6 protein-coding genes, 2 tRNA genes, 2 rRNA genes and 1 pseudogene are annotated in these 18,514 nt (G+C 63.6%); 10 read left to right on the top strand and 1 reads right to left on the bottom strand.

What is annotated here, in order from left to right:
- Positions 1 to 44 precede the first annotated feature (44 nt).
- The 6 genes and pseudogenes from JYG37_RS33940 to JYG37_RS33915 all read left to right on the top strand — a co-directional run.
- A complete protein-coding gene (locus JYG37_RS33940) occupies positions 45 to 4,406 on the top strand; it encodes a thioester reductase domain-containing protein (protein WP_124631928.1) in 4,362 nt (1,453 codons plus the stop codon).
- Positions 4,407 to 4,929: 523 nt separating this feature from the next.
- Entirely contained in the window at positions 4,930 to 5,700 is a 771-nt protein-coding gene (locus tag JYG37_RS33935; protein ID WP_050016603.1) for a hypothetical protein, read from the top strand.
- A gap of 443 nt (positions 5,701 to 6,143) precedes the next feature.
- Positions 6,144 to 7,394: a metallophosphoesterase family protein gene (locus JYG37_RS33930; RefSeq protein WP_050016601.1), complete on the top strand. Its 1,251-nt coding sequence runs from the start codon at positions 6,144 to 6,146 to the stop codon at positions 7,392 to 7,394.
- A gap of 3 nt (positions 7,395 to 7,397) precedes the next feature.
- Positions 7,398 to 10,868, top strand: coding sequence for an ATP-binding protein (locus JYG37_RS33925; RefSeq protein WP_213346805.1), 3,471 nt, complete (start codon positions 7,398 to 7,400; stop codon positions 10,866 to 10,868).
- A gap of 121 nt (positions 10,869 to 10,989) precedes the next feature.
- Positions 10,990 to 11,514, top strand: coding sequence for an HD domain-containing protein (locus JYG37_RS33920; RefSeq protein ID WP_006489846.1), 525 nt, complete (start codon positions 10,990 to 10,992; stop codon positions 11,512 to 11,514).
- A 10-nt stretch (positions 11,515 to 11,524) separates the two neighbouring features.
- Positions 11,525 to 12,184 (top strand): annotated as a pseudogene (locus tag JYG37_RS33915) (DUF429 domain-containing protein); the annotation flags it as partial.
- A gap of 172 nt (positions 12,185 to 12,356) precedes the next feature.
- Here the strand turns inward: JYG37_RS33915 and JYG37_RS33910 are convergent.
- Complete coding sequence (locus JYG37_RS33910) at positions 12,357 to 12,827, bottom strand: ATPase (RefSeq protein ID WP_213346802.1); 471 nt, start codon at positions 12,825 to 12,827, stop codon at positions 12,357 to 12,359.
- A 610-nt stretch (positions 12,828 to 13,437) separates the two neighbouring features.
- On the opposite strand from JYG37_RS33910, the gene JYG37_RS33905 reads away from it, so the two are divergent.
- The 4 genes from JYG37_RS33905 to JYG37_RS33890 all read left to right on the top strand — a co-directional run bounded on the left by JYG37_RS33905 (position 13,438) and on the right by JYG37_RS33890 (position 18,446).
- Positions 13,438 to 14,970 (top strand): 16S ribosomal RNA (locus JYG37_RS33905).
- Positions 14,971 to 15,033: 63 nt separating this feature from the next.
- A tRNA-Ile gene (locus JYG37_RS33900) sits at positions 15,034 to 15,110 on the top strand.
- 91 nt (positions 15,111 to 15,201) lie between these two features.
- Positions 15,202 to 15,277 (top strand) — tRNA-Ala (locus tag JYG37_RS33895).
- 288 nt (positions 15,278 to 15,565) lie between these two features.
- Positions 15,566 to 18,446: ribosomal RNA gene (locus JYG37_RS33890) — 23S ribosomal RNA — on the top strand.
- Together the 16S and 23S rRNA genes with 2 tRNA genes alongside form the textbook arrangement of a ribosomal RNA operon.
- Positions 18,447 to 18,514 lie beyond the last annotated feature (68 nt).

Genomic DNA, 18,514 nt, shown 5'->3' with positions numbered 1-18,514 from the left:
CGATACCGCGCGTTCGTCGAGCATGACCGCACCAGGAATCCAGGATGACCCGAAACGTCGACACCATTTACCCGCTCACGCCTCTGCAGCGAGGCATGCTTCACCATTCGCGACTCGATCCGGCCTCCGGCATCTACGTCGAGCAATTTTCCTGCGTGTTGCATGGCCCGCTGGACCTCGAGCGATTCCGCGGCGCGTGGGAAGCGGTCGTGCATCGCCACGACACACTCAAGACGCTGTTCATTCGCCTGCACGAAGAGAATCCGTTGCAGGTCGTCCGGCATACGGTCGGGTTGCCGTTCGAGGTGATCGACTGGCGCGATCACGCGGCCGACGAGCAAGCCGATCGATTCGATCGATTGCTCGCGAGCGACCGCGCGCGCGGCTTCGATTTCAGCGTCGCGCCGCTGATGCGCGTCACGCTGATCGACCTCGGTCACGAGCGGCATCGGTTCCTGTGGACCTATCACCATGCGATCCTCGACGGCTGGTCGATGCCATTGCTGCTCGGCGAGGTGTTTCAGCGTTATTCCCGCCCGGACGCGCCGCTTCCTGCCATCGCGCGGGACTATCGCGACTACGTTGCGTGGCTGCGCACACGCAATGGCGACAGTTCGCTCGACTATTGGCGCGATCTGTTGCGCGGCTATCGCAGGCCGGCAGGATTCGCGCCGTCGGTATGCCCTTCGCCGGCGAACGGTGCCACAAGCGGCGCCGACACGCGCCGCACGCTGTCGGTTCGGGCCGACACGATGCCGGCCGGATGGATGGAGGCGGCCGGCCGCGCGTGCCGCGTCGCCCGGGTGACACTCAATACGCTGTGCCAGGGTGCGTGGGCGATGCTGCTTGCGCGCTACGGCGGTTGCGACGACGTCGTCGGCGGCATCGTCGTATCGGGACGTGCGGCAGAAGTGGACGGCATCGAACGCATGGCCGGCCTGTTCATCAACACGCTGCCGTGGCGTGCGACGCTCGACGGCGAGCTCGATACGGCCGACTGGTTGCGACGCTTGCAAGCCGATACGCAGCGCCTGGAACAGCATGCGCACAGCGCACTCGCGGACGTATTGAAATGCAGCGAAGTGCCGCGCCAGCAATCGCTGTTCGACACGCTTTACGTATTCGAGAACTATCCGGGCCGGGATGCGTTCGACCGGCTCGCGGCGAGTTGCGGGTGGCGGATCGACGACCCGCGCGCCGTCGAGGAAACGAGCTATGCGCTGGCGCTGATCGTATTGCCGACGGATACGCTGACGTTTCAGTTGACCTACGACACGGCCCGCTTCGACGCGGCGTTCATTGAACGCATGGCGTCGCAGTACCGCGGGCTCCTCGAAATCCTGGCCGACGCGACCCCGCGAAAAGTGCGCGATCTCATGCTCGATGCGCGACCGTCGACGGGTACCGGCGGCGCGCCCGACGCATCCGCACACGCATCGATGGGCGACGCGACGTTGTCGGCGCATATCGCCGCGCATGCCGCACGCACGCCGGATCGAATCGCCTTTGCCCGGTTGGACGGGCGCGAGTCGCCGGGCGGCGCGCACGGCGTCACCTATGGAACGATGGCCGATCGCGTGCAGCGTGCCGTTCATCAATGGCGGCGTTTCGGCTATCGGCCGGGCGAGCGCGTGCTGATTGCATGCGACGACCCCGTCTCCGGGCTGGTCTTGCTGCTGTCCGGGCTGACGTATGGCGTCGATTGCGCGATGACCGATCCGAATCTGCCATCGGCCGCGTTCGATGCGCTCGTCGACGGCAGTTGGTCGCCGGAACCGCTGCGAAGCTGCGTGACGACCGCGCAGCATACGCCGTTGACCGGCGTCATGTGTTACGTATTCGACGAGCAGGACCCGATGTACGGGCAAATCGACGGTGCGCTCGACGATCGTTCAGATCCGGTACAGGGCGCATGTTCGTTGCTGCGGCGCGATGTCGATGGCGATTGGCATGTCGTGCGCTATACGCACGCCCAGCTTGTCGAAGCCGCGCGCGCGTTCGGCGCGACGTTACCGGCCGGTGCATCGCGGGATGTTGCGCTCGGCGACGGGCCGCTGTCGCATACGGCGTTGTGGACGGTACTGGGCGCACTGAGTGCCGGGCTGTCGCTGCACCAGATCGCGAGCGCCGGCGATCCCGCGTTTCTGCGGCGAGCGGCGTCTCCGGATGCGCACTGGCACGGTATCGTCCTGAGTCCGGAAGCGACGCGTCATATCGTCCGCGCCGCGTCGATGCTGTCGGCCGGCGCGCTTCGCACCGACTGGGTCATGGCCGATGCACGCTCATTGACGCGTGCGGACGCCGCGAGACTCGCCGAGCTCGCACCCGGCGTGAAACGTTTCCGGCAATTGTGCTGGCCTGCGTGGTCGCTCCCGCATGCGGTGTCGTCGGCCGATGGATTCGATCGCGTCGAATCGGGCGTGGTATCGGCCAATGAATCCGTGTTCGTCGCCGACACCCATCTGAACCCGGCGGGTGGGGACGCGCTCGGTACGCTCGTCGTGTCGGGGCATTCGGTGCCCGATCTGATGTTGCGCAACGGCAAGCCGGACCGCGACAGCCTGACCGTCACGCGCAACGGTACGTGGTTGCGCACGACGCTGGACGCGTGGCACACCGAGCATGGCTGTCATACGTGGCTGCCCGACCGAAGCGCGTGTTCCGACGAGACGACGGCGGATTGGCTCGATTTCGAGGCCGACGTCGCACGGCAGGCGGGCGTCGATGAGGTGGCGCTCGTCGAGCGGATCGCCGAAAGCGGACAATGGGACCATGCGCTGTTCCATCAGGACGCGACGGCCGACGCCGCGGACATCGTGCGCCGACTGGCCGGGCTGCGCGGCGTGCCGGCACTGTCCGCCGGCGCAGTCGTCGCGCTCGCCGCCCTGCCGCGTTCCGCGAAAGGCAGGATCGACCGCGTCCGGCTGCTTTCCGGTGACGTCGAGGTTCGCCGGCATGGTCGCCATGCGGCGCCTCGCGACCTGGTGGAAACGGCGATCCACGACATCTGGTGCGTGTTGCTCAAGCAGCCGCGTATCGGCATTCACGACAATTACTTCGATCTCGGCGGGGATTCGCTGCAAGCCACCGTGATGCTGTATCAGATCGGCGAGCGGCTTCAGCACCCGATCGACATGGAAACGCTGCTGGCCGCGCCGACGATCGCCGGCCTGGCCGCCAGTATCGCGAATGGCGATGTGCGTCGCGATACGCCGGCCGTCGATTTGCCGGGCGAAGCGCGGCTCGACCCGGCGATCGGGACACGGCAACCGTATGCATGGCGCCCGTATCGGACGGTGTTGCTCACGGGCGCGACCGGATTCCTCGGCGTGCACCTGCTTCATACGCTGCTCGCGACGACCGACGCACGCGTGATGTGCGTGGTGCGCGCCGACGATCCGGCCGCCGGCGTGCGACGTATCGAGGCCGCGATGCAGTCGCACGGCTTGTGGGACGCGCAGCACCGCGATCGGATCGTCGCCGTGCCGGGCGATCTCGGCGAACCGAACCTGGGCTTGTCGGCGGCTGCATTCGACGCGCTCGCACGTGAAATCGATGCGATCTACCACAACGGCGCGCTGGTCAACTTCGTTTATCCGTACGCAACGCTGAAGCAGGTCAACGTGCTGGCGACTCAGGACATCGTCAGACTGGCGAGCCTGCATCGCGTGACGCCGATTCACTACGTGTCCACGGTCGGCACGCTGAACCGTTATTCGGATGCGTTGCCGGAAACGCTCGCGGTGCCGTTCCACGAACACCTGACGAGCGGCTATGAACAGAGCAAATGGGTCGCCGAGCAGTTGCTCGCGCAGGCGCACGCGCGCGGCGTTCCCGTCACGGTCTATCGTCCGGCGCGGATCGTCGGGCATGCGGTGAGCGGGCGGATGAACCTGGACGATCTGTTCTGTCGATTGATCAAGGGCATCATCCTGTTTGGAAAGGCGCCGCGCGACGTGGGGTTCGACAACATCCTGCCGGTCGACGTCGTCAGCCGGATCATCGTACGCGCGTCGCTCGACCCGACCGCCGCGGGGCAGGGCGTACATGTGATCAACCCGCGCTGGAACTCGCTGGACGCGCTGGTCGATTTCATCGAAGACGAAGGCTTCGCGATCGAGCGGGTGAGCTACGACGCGTGGCTCGCGGCATTGGCCGAGCATGTGCGGCAGGACCCGGCGCATCCGCTTTCGATGCTGATTCCGGTGCTCAAGAAATTGAATCCCGTTGCGGATCCGACGGTCGGGCGCATTCTTCCGATCGACGTCACCCAACTGAAGCGGCTCGCGGGCGACGTGCTCGCATCGAGTCTGCGTCCGGCCAACGACTGGTTGCGCACGTTCTTCGATTACTTCTACGAAGACGGTTTTCTCCAGCAGCCGGATGAAAAGCTGGTCACCGCATGAGGGGCGGTTCGCCGGTGAGACCGCGCGCGAGACGATGATCCGAGGTCGGCGCCGTCGGACCGCGACGACCGACGTCGTCGAATAGTCGATGCCGGGAAGGCGGGCTCACCGTCGTCCCGGTTACCGCATTGCCCGAGAGCGATACGTTGCCTTGTTGCAAGTCGCGCCGGCATCGAAACGTTATCTGCCGACTGTATTGGCGGATCGCGAGCGGTTGAAGTGCCGAGCTTTGACGATGCTCCCGCGCAGGGTCGCCCGGCAGCAACGCGCCCATCGGTGAGAAAATACCTCCAACGAACATCACCGAAGTGCCGCGCTCGATCAATCCCGGATCGACGGCCGACCCCTGCCCAATGCACGCGCGCCATGCTTAAATAGCAGGGCTCCCGACCGCCGGTCGCCGCGATGGCAGCGCCGGTCGGCACGGGCCAGCATGTCCGATCGACACCGTGACGACAGACGATACAAAAACACCGTTCCGGCGCGCCCGGCGCGGTCCGATAACATTCCGAGGCATCACGTCATGACCATTCTGTTCCGTCTTCTCGCGCTCGCCTGCGCGCTGTGGCTGGCCGCCTGTGCGGCGCCGCCCCCGCCGCCTTCCAGTACCACCGCGTCCGCTCCCGCACCGGATGCCAGCGAGCGCCGCGGGCTCGGCACCGCGTGGGGCGAGTCGGTGCGATCCGAAACCCGGCAGGTCGAATTCGAACGCGCGGATCCGGCGAATCCGACGGATCTCGCGTCGGTTTACTACAACGACGTGCTGCCCGGCCATCTTCCCGCGTCGCAGGTGCGTCGGCTGCCGACCCGCGTCGCGCTCGCGAACGGCGACATCGCGCTGTCGTTTACCGACGAGAAGGGCGCGCCGCTGCGACTCGCGCGCCGCGACGGCCGCTGGCACATGGCGGGCGTCGAGGGCTCGCGCTACATGATCGTGTTGCGCAACCAGGGGCGGCGCGCGTTCGAAGTCGTGTCGACGGTCGACGGGCTCGACGTGCGGTCGGGGCGGCCGGGCAGCTATACGAACGGCGGCTACGTGCTGTATCCGGGCCGCACGCTGACGATCGAGGGCTTCCGCAAGAGCCGCGACGAAGTTGCCGCGTTCCGCTTCGCGGCCGTGCCCGACAGCTATGTCGCGAATTCGAAGTACGGCGATGCCGCGAACGTCGGCGTGATCGGCGTCGCGCTGTTCGCGCAGAAGGAGAGCGACGAGGACGCGCTGCGCCGCAGCGCGAATCCGTTTCCCGGCAACGACAACGGCTATGCGCCGCCGCCGGTCCCGCGCGGCGAGTGAGCGCAGGTAGCCGGGCGCTCGCGTGCATCGTGACGCACGCGGGGCGAGCCTGTGTGCTTTCCTGCTGCCCGTTCAACGCCGTTCCCGTTTGGTTTCGCCCGACACACGATTCGGCGCGCGTCCGCGCTATTGGGCGATCGCGCGGCCATCATGTCGTGCGCTGCCCGTTCTTCAGCGGCGCGGTATCGCCGTCGCTCGCTCGTGCTGCGGCACAATGTCGGTTCGCATCGGTATCGCGTGCTTCCCCGTCATCCCGACCGACGGAGAGCGCATGTCGTTACCCGCTTTCAGGTACCATCCCGACCCGCTTGCAGCGGGCAGCATGATCCGGTCCGACGCGTGTCGCATGTGCGGCGGCAAGCCCGGCGGCTACCGGGACGACGCATGACGGCACGGCCCGTGCGAGCGGCGTCGCCCGTTCGCCATGAAACAGAGGAACCTTCGTGAAGTTCATCCACGCGGCAGACATTCACCTTGACAGCCCGTTGCACGGCCTGAGCGCGTATCCCGACGCGCCGGCCGCGCAGTTGCGCAACGCGTCGCGCGAGGCGTTGCGGCAACTCGTGGATCGTGCGATCGAAGAGGAAGTCGCGTTCCTCGTGATCGCGGGCGACCTGTACGACGGCGACTGGAAGGATCACAACACCGGCATCTTCTTCGGCCAGCAGATGGGGCGCCTGCGCAAGGCCGGCATCCGCGCGTTCGTCCTCGGCGGCAACCACGATGCCGAAAGCGAGATGACGAAGAAGCTGACGCTGCCCGACAACGTCACCGTGTTCGGCCACCGCAAGCCGGAAACCGTCAGGCTGCCGGAATTCGACGTCGCGCTGCACGGCCAGAGCTTCAAGGACAAGGCCGTCGTCGACAATCTCGCGATCGGCTATCCGGACCCGGTGCCCGGGCACTACAACATCGGCGTGCTGCACACGGCGCTTGAAGGCTACGCGGCGCATCCGAACTACGCGCCATGCACGCTGGCCGAACTGCACGCGAAAGGCTACGACTACTGGGCGCTCGGCCACGTGCACGAATTCCAGCAATGGACGGGCTCCTCCACCGTCGTGTTTCCCGGCAACCTGCAGGGACGTCATATCCGCGAGACGGGCCGGCGCGGCGCGGTGCTCGTCACGGTCGAGCAAGGCAGGACGCAGGTCGAACGTCTGTATCTCGACGTGCTGCGCTGGGAAGCCGTGTCGGTCGATGCGTCCGATTGCCTGTCGGTGGCCGATCTGTCGCGAAAGATCGGCCAGTCGCTGGAGGCGCTGTTGACCGTCGACGGCCACGTGCCGCGCGCGGTGCGCGTCACCGTCACGGGGCGCACGCCCGCGCACGGCCTCTTTTTCGGCCGCGCGCCGCAGTTGCGTGCGGAAGTGCTGAACCAGATCGGCATCATCGGCAACGAGCGGCTGTGGCTCGAGAAGGTCCGGCTCGCGACGTCCGCTGCCGATCATCAGCCGGGCGAGAGCGAGCAACTTGAAGCGCTGGAGGACCTGAAGCAGATCCTGGCCGATGCCGCGCACGATCCGGATTTCCTCGCGCTGCTCGAGCGCGACCTGAAGCCGTTCGTCGGCAAGGTCCGCAGCGACGTGAAGGAGGACGTGCCGTTGCTGACGATGGCGCGGGCGGGCGAGCTGACGGCGCTGGTCGAGCAGGTCGGGCCCGCGTTGCTCGCGCGGCTCGCGAGGGGGGAATAAGCGATGCGCATCAGTCAGCTCGATCTGATCAAGTACGGCAAGTTCACCGACGAGACGCTGCGGTTCCCGTCGGCCGCCGAGGATTTCCATGTGATCGTCGGGCCGAACGAGGCCGGCAAGTCGACGATTCGCACGGCCGTGTCCGAGTTGCTGTTCGGGATGAAGCTGCAGACGCCGCTCGATTTCCTGCACAGCACGCCCGAGTTGCGGATCGGCGGCGTACTGGAGAGCGGCACGGGCGAACTCGCGTTCCACCGTGCGCGCGGGCGCAGTCCGTTGCGCACGCCCGCCGACGACAAGCTGCCCGACGACTATCTGGCGTCGATTCTCGATGGCGCGACGCGCGAATTCTTCGAGCAGATGTTCGGGCTCGATCACGGGCGGCTGGTCGATGGCGGCCGCAGCATTCTCGATGCCTCGGACAAGCTCGGCCAGGTGCTGTTCGAATCGGCTGCCGGGGTGGGCAGCCTCGGGCCGGTGCGCGAGGAACTCGACGCGCGCGCGCTCGAATTGTGGGCGCCGCGTCGCAGCGGTAGCGCGTTCGCGCTGGCCGAAACGGCATTCAACGAAGCGGTGGCCGAGCTGAAGACGGTCCAGGTGCGCACGCGCGACTGGGTCGATCGCAAGGACGCGCGCGAAGCGGTCGAGCAGCAGATCGAGCAGGCGCGCGCGGAACAGCGCCGGCTCGAAGCGCTGCGCTCGAAGCTCGAACGCGTGCGGCGGCTCGCGCCGTACCTGAAGGAGCTGACGGTCAAGGACGCGGCGCTGGCCGAACTGGGCGCGGTCGTCGAGTTGCCGCCGACCGCGTATGCGGATCTGCTGAAGGCGCAGGGCGATCTCGCGGCCGAGCGGAAGGTGCTCGAGGAACGGCGTGCGGACCTGCTCGCGAAGCGGCAGGCGCGCGACGCGATCGCCGCGGACGCCGACGCGCTGGCGCTCGAAGCCGATATCGAGGCGCTCGATCGGCTGCGCGGCGCATGCATGAATCACGCGCAGGATCTGTTGCTGCTCGGCGCGGACGTCGAGCGGCACCTGTGCGCCGCGTCGTCGGCGGCCGCGCAGCTCGGCTGGCCGACGGACGAGGCGTCGCTGCGCGCCGCGTTGCCGACGGCGCTGTCGCTGAAGACCGTCGCGAACCTGCTGCGCGAACATGGCGCGCTGCACCAGGCGCTTGCCGGCGCGCGCGAATCGCTCGACGAACGCACGCGCGAACTGGCGCAGGTCCGCGAACAACAGGCGCGCCTGTCGACCGTCGACGTGCCGGAAGCGTTGCGCGCGGCGCTGGCCGACGCGCAGGGTTTTCGCAACAGCGGCCCGCGCGAGCAGGCGCTCGCGCACGACATCGCGGCTGCCGAACGCACGCTGTCCGGCGCGCTCGATGCACTCGGCCAATGGCGCATGCCGGTCGACGCGCTGCGTGCGCTCGACGTGCCGTCGGCGGCGCGGCTTGCCGCGCTGCTCAAGGAAGACAGCGAACGCGCGAGCGCCGTCGCTGCCGCGCGCGACGCGCGGGACGGTGCGCTCGAAGAGCTCGAGCGGCTTGAATTGCAGGAAAGGCATTTCGCGGAGAACCACAAGGTCGTCACGACCGCCGACGTGCTGGCGGCACGCGCGCGTCGCGATGGCGCGTGGGGCGATATCCGCCGCGGCGCCGTCGATCTCGTGACGGGCGCACCGGCGGTCGACGACGCGATTCGTCTCGCGGACGAACTCGTCGATGCACAGCTCGGCGCGACCCAGGCCGCGGCGACGCTGCAGTCGCTGCGTCAGCAGGTCGAATCCGCGCGTGCGGGCGTGGCGCGCCGGCAGGCCGCGCTCGACGAACGCGAGCGCGAACGCGCCGCGCATCGCGACGCCTGGGCCGCGCTCGCGACGGCGGCCGCGGTGCCAGGCATGCCGCTGGCGGCGATGGGCGACTGGCTGGCGAAGCGCGACGCGGTGTTCGCCGCGCAGGCCGATCTCGATCGCCAGCGCCGCGAATTCGACACGATGCGTGCTGCCCGCGCCGGCGCGGAAGCCGCGCTGCGTGCGGCGCTGTCGACGGTATCGCGAGGCGGCGAGTCGGACGGGCTGGCCGCGCTCGTCGCCGTTGCCGAGACCTTCGTCCAGTCGGCCGAGAAAGCGGCCGCACGAAAGGACAGTCTCGACGATCGCGCGCGGGAAGCCGAACGCGGGTGCGCGACCGCGCAGTCGCGAGCCGACCTTGCACAAGCGGCTTACGACGCGTGGCAAGCGCAATGGCGCGACGCGCTGACCGACGCGAAACTGTCCGCGAGCGCGACGACGCTGGCCGCGGCGGAAGGCGCGCTCGGGCTCGCGAACACGGTGACGGCCGAACTGGCCGATGCCGACGCGCCGCGCAACCGGATCGCCGCGATCCGCGCTGAGCTGGCCGCGCTCGAGGCCGGCGCGCGGCGGCTTGCCGAAGCGCTCGCGCCGGAATGGCTGGCGAGCGGCGACTGGCCGGACGTGGCGCGCCGGCTGACGATGCGCCTCGCGGCCGCCAGGGAAGTCGCGCGGGCGATCGATCGTGCCGACGAGGCCGTGCGGCAGGCCGACGCCAAGGTCGCGGACGCGGCCGCCGCGGTCGCGGGCGCCGATGCGCGGATCCAGCCGCTGCTGCAACTGGCCGGCGTCGCGTCGATCGACGCGGCGCTGCCGTTGGCCGAGCGCTCGGATCGGCAGCGCCAGCTTCGGCAGGCGGTCGATGCCGCGCATGAAGCGCTGGTGCGCGACGGCGACGGGCTGTCCCGGTCCGCCGTCGAGGCCGAGGTGGCGGAACAGGACATTGCCGACGTGCCCGCGCATCTCGAAGCGGTGAAGCAGTCGCTCGGCGATGTCGGCAAGCGGCTGAACGAGCTGGCGCAGCAGCAGGTCGTGGCCGACCAGGCGTTCGGCGCGATCGACGGCCAGGCGAACGCGGCGGTTGCCGAGTCGAAACGGCAGGAGGCGCTGGCGGCGATGGGCGACACGGCCGAACAGTATCTGGAGGCAGCCACCGCGAGCCGCTTGCTGAAGTGGGCGACGGATCGCTACCGCGACCAGAAGCAGGGGCCGATGCTCCGGCGCGCGGGCGAGATTTTCGCGGGGCTCACGCTGGGCGAATTCGCGAAGCTGACCGTCGATACCGAGCGGGCGCCGCCCGCGCTGTATGCGCGCCGCACGAGGGGAACGTCGGTCGAGGTCGCCGGGCTGAGCGAAGGGACGCGCGATCAGCTGTTCCTCGCGCTGCGGATCGCGGCGCTGGAGTTGCAGCTCGGCAGCCGCACCGCACTGCCGTTCGTCGCCGACGACCTGTTCATCAATTTCGACGATGCGCGCGCGAAGGCGGGGCTCGATGCGCTGCGCGATCTGTCGACGCGCACCCAGGTGCTGTTCCTGACGCACCACGACCACCTGCTGCCGCTCGTGCGGGACGTATTCGGCGCGCGGGTCAACGTGGTCGAGTTGCAGCGCGCGCCGGCCGGCGCGTGATGCGCGGTATGCCGGAGGGTCGGTGCGCGGGAAGGGTCATCGCGTACAGGTAGTATGAGTAGTTCCGAAACGCATGCGGCCGGTTCAACGGTCGCGGGTCTGGCCACACGAGGGGGGGAATATGAAGAAGCTGGTAGCCGCGATTGCGTTCGCGGCGGACAAGCATCGCAATCAGCGGCGCAAGGACGAAGAGGCGTCGCCGTACATCAATCATCCGATCGCGCTCGCCGACGTGCTGGCCAACGAAGCCGGCGTCGAGGACGAACGCGTGATCGTCGCGGCGGTGCTGCACGACACGGTCGAGGATACGGAGACGACCGAGCAGGAATTGCTGCGGCTGTTCGGCAAGGACGTGGCGGACATCGTGATGGAAGTCACCGACGACAAGTCGTTGCCTAAGGAAGAACGCAAGCGTCTGCAGGTCGAACACGCGGCCACCATCAGCCGGCGCGCGAAGCTCGTGAAGCTGGCCGACAAGATCTGCAACCTGCGCGACATCGCCCGGCATCCGCCCGCGGACTGGCCGCTCGAACGCAAGCAGGCGTACTTCGACTGGGCGAAGTCGGTCGTCGATCCGATGCGCGGCGTTCATCCCGGTCTCGAGGCGATCTTCGACACCGCGTACGCCGCGCGGCCGGCGGACTGACGCGCGCGTTATGCGATCGGCCCGATCCGCCGCACGGCAAGCGGCTGCCGTGGCGGGCGTCGACGTCGGCGGCGACAGGAAGCTGTGCGATCTCGTGATCCTGCGTGGGTCGACGGTCGTCTGCCGGGAAGCGCGGATCGTGCCCGAGTCGCTGCCCGCCCTGTGCCTCGCTCATGATGTCGTCGCCATCGGCGTCGACGCGCCGAGCCTGTGGTGGGCGGGGAGCGGCCGCCGCGCGGCCGAACAGGCGCTCGCGCGTGAACGGATCTCGTGCTTTCCGACACCGTCGCGGGCGCAGGCCGTCGCGAGCACGTCAGGCTTCTTCGACTGGATGTTCATGGGCGAGCGCGTCTACCGCGCGCTCGCCGGCGCCTATCCGCTGCTGACCGACGCGCGCTACGCGGGCGGACGCGTGAGCTTCGAAACCTATCCGTATGCGATTACCTGCGCGATGCTGGGCAAGGCCGTGGCGTCGGCGAAGCAGAAGCGCAACCAGCGCCGGCACTTGCTGGAGCGGCTGGGCATCGACGTATCGACGCTGCGTTCCGTCGATGCGCGCGACGCGACGCTGTGTGCGTTGACCGCGCAATACGTGATCGACGGGAACGCGCATGCGTACGGCGATGCGGCGGGCGGATACATCCGTGTGCCGATGGTGAGCGAGACGATCGATCGTGCTCGATTCGCCGTAGGAGCGGCGTGCTGCTCTGCGCGGGATGATGGCGATCGCAGGGGGCGTTTCGTGAGGGGATGCGGCAGGCCCGGCGACGAAGAGGTCAGCTAGCGACTGTCGGCGGGCGTGGCGCGCCGCCTCTGCATCGCGCGATTTCGGGTAAGCCTGCTCAATTATCGAGGATGGATTTCGGCACGCTGGACAGGTCGCAGGCTTGCGCGTGTTCGAAGTAGCTGTCCGCATCGTCGATCATCACGACCGCGACGTCGATCAGCTCGTCCAGCCGTTGCAGCAGCGATTCGCGCCACTCGATGTCTTCGTCGCGTTCGGGCGCCTTGTCCAGCTGCTCGATGATCGAGTCGGCCGTCTGCAGGAACGGAATGGCCTGCTGATAGTTTTCGATCGAGACCAGCGCCGCATTGCGTGCGCCGACGAGCCGCTCGCGATGCGTGTCGGCCAGTTCGGATTCGCCGCTGATGCGCGGCAACATGTCCGAGATGCGTTGCAGAAGCGGCGGCACCTGTTCTTCCAGCAGGATCGCGCGTTCGCGCAGTGCCGCATATTCGTCGCGAAGGTCGCTGTCGCCGGATTGAGTCGTGCTGTCCATCATCAATATGAGTGCGTGGTTCGGTCGCGGCATGATACTCGACCGCGCCCGTTTCCTTGCTTGTTCCGCGTCCTCTTATATAGAAGGGAAGCGGCGCCTTCGTCATATCTTTGGAGGGCGGCGGGCGTTGCGTTTTACGGTCCGTCGAGCCAGAAGCCTCCGTACGCGCCACCGCACGGAGGCTTTTTCAAACTTTCTTCACAAAGGGCTTGCGCGGATGGGGGCAGGTGCTTAGAATCACGCCTCTTTCGCGCTAACGGAAACGCGGCGCGGGAGGAAGGAAAGCGGTGCTGTTGGGGTTCGGTCGTAGCGAGCCTTGGCGGTACAGGAAGTTGAGCCCCGCAGTCGCAACGATGTAGTGTAAAAAGTTGTTGACGAGCTGCGAAACACGGTTCATAATCTCGCTTCTCTGCTGCTGAAAACGCAGCGCTGCCGGGAAACACGAAGTTCCTCGCAGAATGCTCTTTAAAAATTAACAGCCGATAAGTGTGGGCGCTTGATGGAAGCGAGCTGATCCTCGGATCAGATAGCGAAAGTATCAAGAGTCTCACACTAAAGTAAGTCAGGTTTATGAAGTGATTCATATTCCTGTCAGCTTTGAGTGAGCGACCGGTTCTACGGAACCGAAAACAGTAACAGGTTTGAACTGAAGAGTTTGATCCTGGCTCAGATTGAACGCTGGCGGCATGCCTTACACATGCAAGTCGAACGGCAGCACGGGTGCTTGCACCTGGTGGCGAGTGGCGAACGGGTGAGTAATACATCGGAACATGTCCTGTAGTGGGGGATAGCCCGGCGAAAGCCGGATTAATACCGCATACGATCTACGGATGAAAGCGGGGGACCTTCGGGCCTCGCGCTATAGGGTTGGCCGATGGCTGATTAGCTAGTTGGTGGGGTAAAGGCCTACCAAGGCGACGATCAGTAGCTGGTCTGAGAGGACGACCAGCCACACTGGGACTGAGACACGGCCCAGACTCCTACGGGAGGCAGCAGTGGGGAATTTTGGACAATGGGCGAAAGCCTGATCCAGCAATGCCGCGTGTGTGAAGAAGGCCTTCGGGTTGTAAAGCACTTTTGTCCGGAAAGAAATCCTTGGCTCTAATACAGTCGGGGGATGACGGTACCGGAAGAATAAGCACCGGCTAACTACGTGCCAGCAGCCGCGGTAATACGTAGGGTGCGAGCGTTAATCGGAATTACTGGGCGTAAAGCGTGCGCAGGCGGTTTGCTAAGACCGATGTGAAATCCCCGGGCTCAACCTGGGAACTGCATTGGTGACTGGCAGGCTAGAGTATGGCAGAGGGGGGTAGAATTCCACGTGTAGCAGTGAAATGCGTAGAGATGTGGAGGAATACCGATGGCGAAGGCAGCCCCCTGGGCCAATACTGACGCTCATGCACGAAAGCGTGGGGAGCAAACAGGATTAGATACCCTGGTAGTCCACGCCCTAAACGATGTCAACTAGTTGTTGGGGATTCATTTCCTTAGTAACGTAGCTAACGCGTGAAGTTGACCGCCTGGGGAGTACGGTCGCAAGATTAAAACTCAAAGGAATTGACGGGGACCCGCACAAGCGGTGGATGATGTGGATTAATTCGATGCAACGCGAAAAACCTTACCTACCCTTGACATGGTCGGAATCCTGCCGAGAGGCGGGAGTGCTCGAAAGAGAACCGGCGCACAGGTGCTGCATGGCTGTCGTCAGCTCGTGTCGTGAGATGTTGGGTTAAGTCCCGCAACGAGCGCAACCCTTGTCCTTAGTTGCTACGCAAGAGCACTCTAAGGAGACTGCCGGTGACAAACCGGAGGAAGGTGGGGATGACGTCAAGTCCTCATGGCCCTTATGGGTAGGGCTTCACACGTCATACAATGGTCGGAACAGAGGGTTGCCAACCCGCGAGGGGGAGCTAATCCCAGAAAACCGATCGTAGTCCGGATTGCACTCTGCAACTCGAGTGCATGAAGCTGGAATCGCTAGTAATCGCGGATCAGCATGCCGCGGTGAATACGTTCCCGGGTCTTGTACACACCGCCCGTCACACCATGGGAGTGGGTTTTACCAGAAGTGGCTAGTCTAACCGCAAGGAGGACGGTCACCACGGTAGGATTCATGACTGGGGTGAAGTCGTAACAAGGTAGCCGTATCGGAAGGTGCGGCTGGATCACCTCCTTTCCAGAGCTATCTCGCGAAGTTGAGCGCTCACGCTTATCGGCTGTAAATCAAAGACAGACTCAGGGGTCTGTAGCTCAGTCGGTTAGAGCACCGTCTTGATAAGGCGGGGGTCGTTGGTTCGAATCCAACCAGACCCACCATTGTCTGACGTGTCGGTGATCGTTAGCGCTTTAGCGCTTACGAGCAGCCCATGCCGATAGGCTGTAGTACCTGAGGTCATCTGTACTCAATGGGGGCATAGCTCAGCTGGGAGAGCACCTGCTTTGCAAGCAGGGGGTCGTCGGTTCGATCCCGTCTGCCTCCACCAATCTTCAATGACAAGCGTTCGAACGAAGCGTTGTTCGAGTCTTTGTCATTGGCGATTGAGCCAGTCAGAGTGATACGTAGTATGTATCGGCTGTCGTTCTTTAACAATCTGGAAGAAGTAAGTAATTTGGATAGCGGAAGCGTCTCGAGATGGACGTGGAAGTTATCCGGGTTGTGATTGTATCGATGTATCTCAAGATGATTCGAACTCTATGTTCGACTCAATTGGAATACGGCACAACGCGAGAACTCAACCTGTAGCGGCTGTCGAGAGACAGACTCGTTATAGGGTCAAGCGAACAAGTGCATGTGGTGGATGCCTTGGCGATCACAGGCGATGAAGGACGCGGTAGCCTGCGAAAAGCTACGGGGAGCTGGCAAACGAGCTTTGATCCGTAGATGTCCGAATGGGGAAACCCGGCCCTTTTGGGTCATCCTGGACTGAATACATAGGTCCAGTGAAGCGAACGCGGTGAACTGAAACATCTAAGTAACCGCAGGAAAAGAAATCAACCGAGATTCCCAAAGTAGTGGCGAGCGAAATGGGATGAGCCTTGCACTCTTTATTTGTATTGTTAGCCGAACGCTCTGGAAAGTGCGGCCATAGCAGGTGATAGCCCTGTAGGCGAAAACAGTATGAAAGAACTAGGTGTGCGACAAGTAGGGCGGGACACGTGAAATCCTGTCTGAAGATGGGGGGACCATCCTCCAAGGCTAAATACTCGTGATCGACCGATAGTGAACCAGTACCGTGAGGGAAAGGCGAAAAGAACCCCGGGAGGGGAGTGAAATAGATCCTGAAACCGCATGCATACAAACAGTCGGAGCCTCGCAAGGGGTGACGGCGTACCTTTTGTATAATGGGTCAGCGACTTACGTTCAGTAGCAAGCTTAACCGTATAGGGCAGGCGTAGCGAAAGCGAGTCCGAATAGGGCGTTCAGTTGCTGGGCGTAGACCCGAAACCAGGTGATCTATCCATGGCCAGGATGAAGGTGCGGTAACACGTACTGGAGGTCCGAACCCACTAACGTTGAAAAGTTAGGGGATGAGCTGTGGATAGGGGTGAAAGGCTAAACAAACCTGGAAATAGCTGGTTCTCTCCGAAAACTATTTAGGTAGTGCCTCGTGTCTCACCTTCGGGGGTAGAGCACTGTCATGGTTGGGGGGTCTATTGCAGATTACCCCGCCATAGCAAACTCCGAATACCGAAGAGTGCAATCACGGGAGACAGACATCGGGTGCTAACGTCCGGTGTCAAGAGGGAAACAACCCAGACCGCCAGCTAAGGTCCCCAAATATAGCTAAGTGGGAAACGAAGTGGGAAGGCTAAAACAGTCAGGAGGTTGGCTTAGAAGCAGCCACCCTTTAAAGAAAGCGTAATAGCTCACTGATCGAGTCGTCCTGCGCGGAAGATGTAACGGGGCTAAGCTATATACCGAAGCTGCGGATGCGAGCTTGCTCGCATGGTAGGAGAGCGTTCCGTAAGCCTGCGAAGGTGCCTTGTAAAGGGTGCTGGAGGTATCGGAAGTGCGAATGCTGACATGAGTAGCGATAAAGGGGGTGAAAGGCCCCCTCGCCGTAAGCCCAAGGTTTCCTACGCAACGTTCATCGGCGTAGGGTGAGTCGGCCCCTAAGGCGAGGCAGAAATGCGTAGCTGATGGGAAGCAGGTCAATATTCCTGCACCATTGTTAGATGCGATGGGGGGACGGATCGCGGAAGGTTGTCCGGGTGTTGGAAGTCCCGGTCGCTGCATTGGAGAAGGCGCTTAGGCAAATCCGGGCGCGCAATTCAAGGGTGTGGCGCGAGCTCCTTAGGGAGCGAAGCAATTGGAAGTGGTTCCAAGAAAAGCCTCTAAGCTTCAGTCTAACGATGACCGTACCGCAAACCGACACAGGTGGGCGAGATGAGTATTCTAAGGCGCTTGAGAGAACTCGGGAGAAGGAACTCGGCAAATTGGTACCGTAACTTCGGGATAAGGTACGCCCTTGTAGCTTGACTGGCCTGCGCCAGGAGGGTGAAGGGGTTGCAATAAACTGGTGGCTGCGACTGTTTAATAAAAACACAGCACTCTGCAAACACGAAAGTGGACGTATAGGGTGTGACGCCTGCCCGGTGCCGGAAGATTAAATGATGGGGTGCAAGCTCTTGATTGAAGTCCCGGTAAACGGCGGCCGTAACTATAACGGTCCTAAGGTAGCGAAATTCCTTGTCGGGTAAGTTCCGACCTGCACGAATGGCGTAACGATGGCCACACTGTCTCCTCCCGAGACTCAGCGAAGTTGAAGTGTTTGTGATGATGCAATCTACCCGCGGCTAGACGGAAAGACCCCATGAACCTTTACTGTAGCTTTGCATTGGACTTTGAACCGATCTGTGTAGGATAGGTGGGAGGCTATGAAACCGGAACGCTAGTTTCGGTGGAGCCGTCCTTGAAATACCACCCTGGTTTGTTTGAGGTTCTAACCTTGGCCCGTGATCCGGGTCGGGGACAGTGCATGGTAGGCAGTTTGACTGGGGCGGTCTCCTCCCAAAGCGTAACGGAGGAGTACGAAGGTACGCTAGGTACGGTCGGAAATCGTGCTGATAGTGCAATGGCATAAGCGTGCTTAACTGCGAGACCGACAAGTCGAGCAGGTGCGAAAGCAGGTCATAGTGATCCGGTGGTTCTGTATGGAAGGGCCATCGCTCAACGGATAAAAGGTACTCTGGGGATAACAGGCTGATACCGCCCAAGAGTTCATATCGACGGCGGTGTTTGGCACCTCGATGTCGGCTCATCTCATCCTGGGGCTGTAGCCGGTCCCAAGGGTATGGCTGTTCGCCATTTAAAGAGGTACGTGAGCTGGGTTTAAAACGTCGTGAGACAGTTTGGTCCCTATCTGCCGTGGGCGTTGGATATTTGAAGGGGGCTGCTCCTAGTACGAGAGGACCGGAGTGGACGAACCTCTGGTGTACCGGTTGTCACGCCAGTGGCATCGCCGGGTAGCTATGTTCGGAAGAGATAACCGCTGAAAGCATCTAAGCGGGAAACTCGCCTTAAGATGAGATATCCCTGGGGACTAGATCCCCTTGAAGGGTCGTTCGAGACCAGGACGTTGATAGGTCGGGTGTGTAAGCGCAGTAATGCGTTCAGCTAACCGATACTAATTGCCCGTAAGGCTTGATCCTATAACAAGTCTGTCTCGATGCCCGTTAGCGCTTTAGCGCTTACGGACATCGAGCGTCGAGTGCGAGGC

The organism is Burkholderia sp. LAS2, from assembly GCF_018417615.1.
Lineage (GTDB): Bacteria > Pseudomonadota > Gammaproteobacteria > Burkholderiales > Burkholderiaceae > Burkholderia > Burkholderia sola.
Note: the sequence above shows the minus strand (reverse complement) of the source record. Positions and strands in the feature narration are given on the sequence as shown.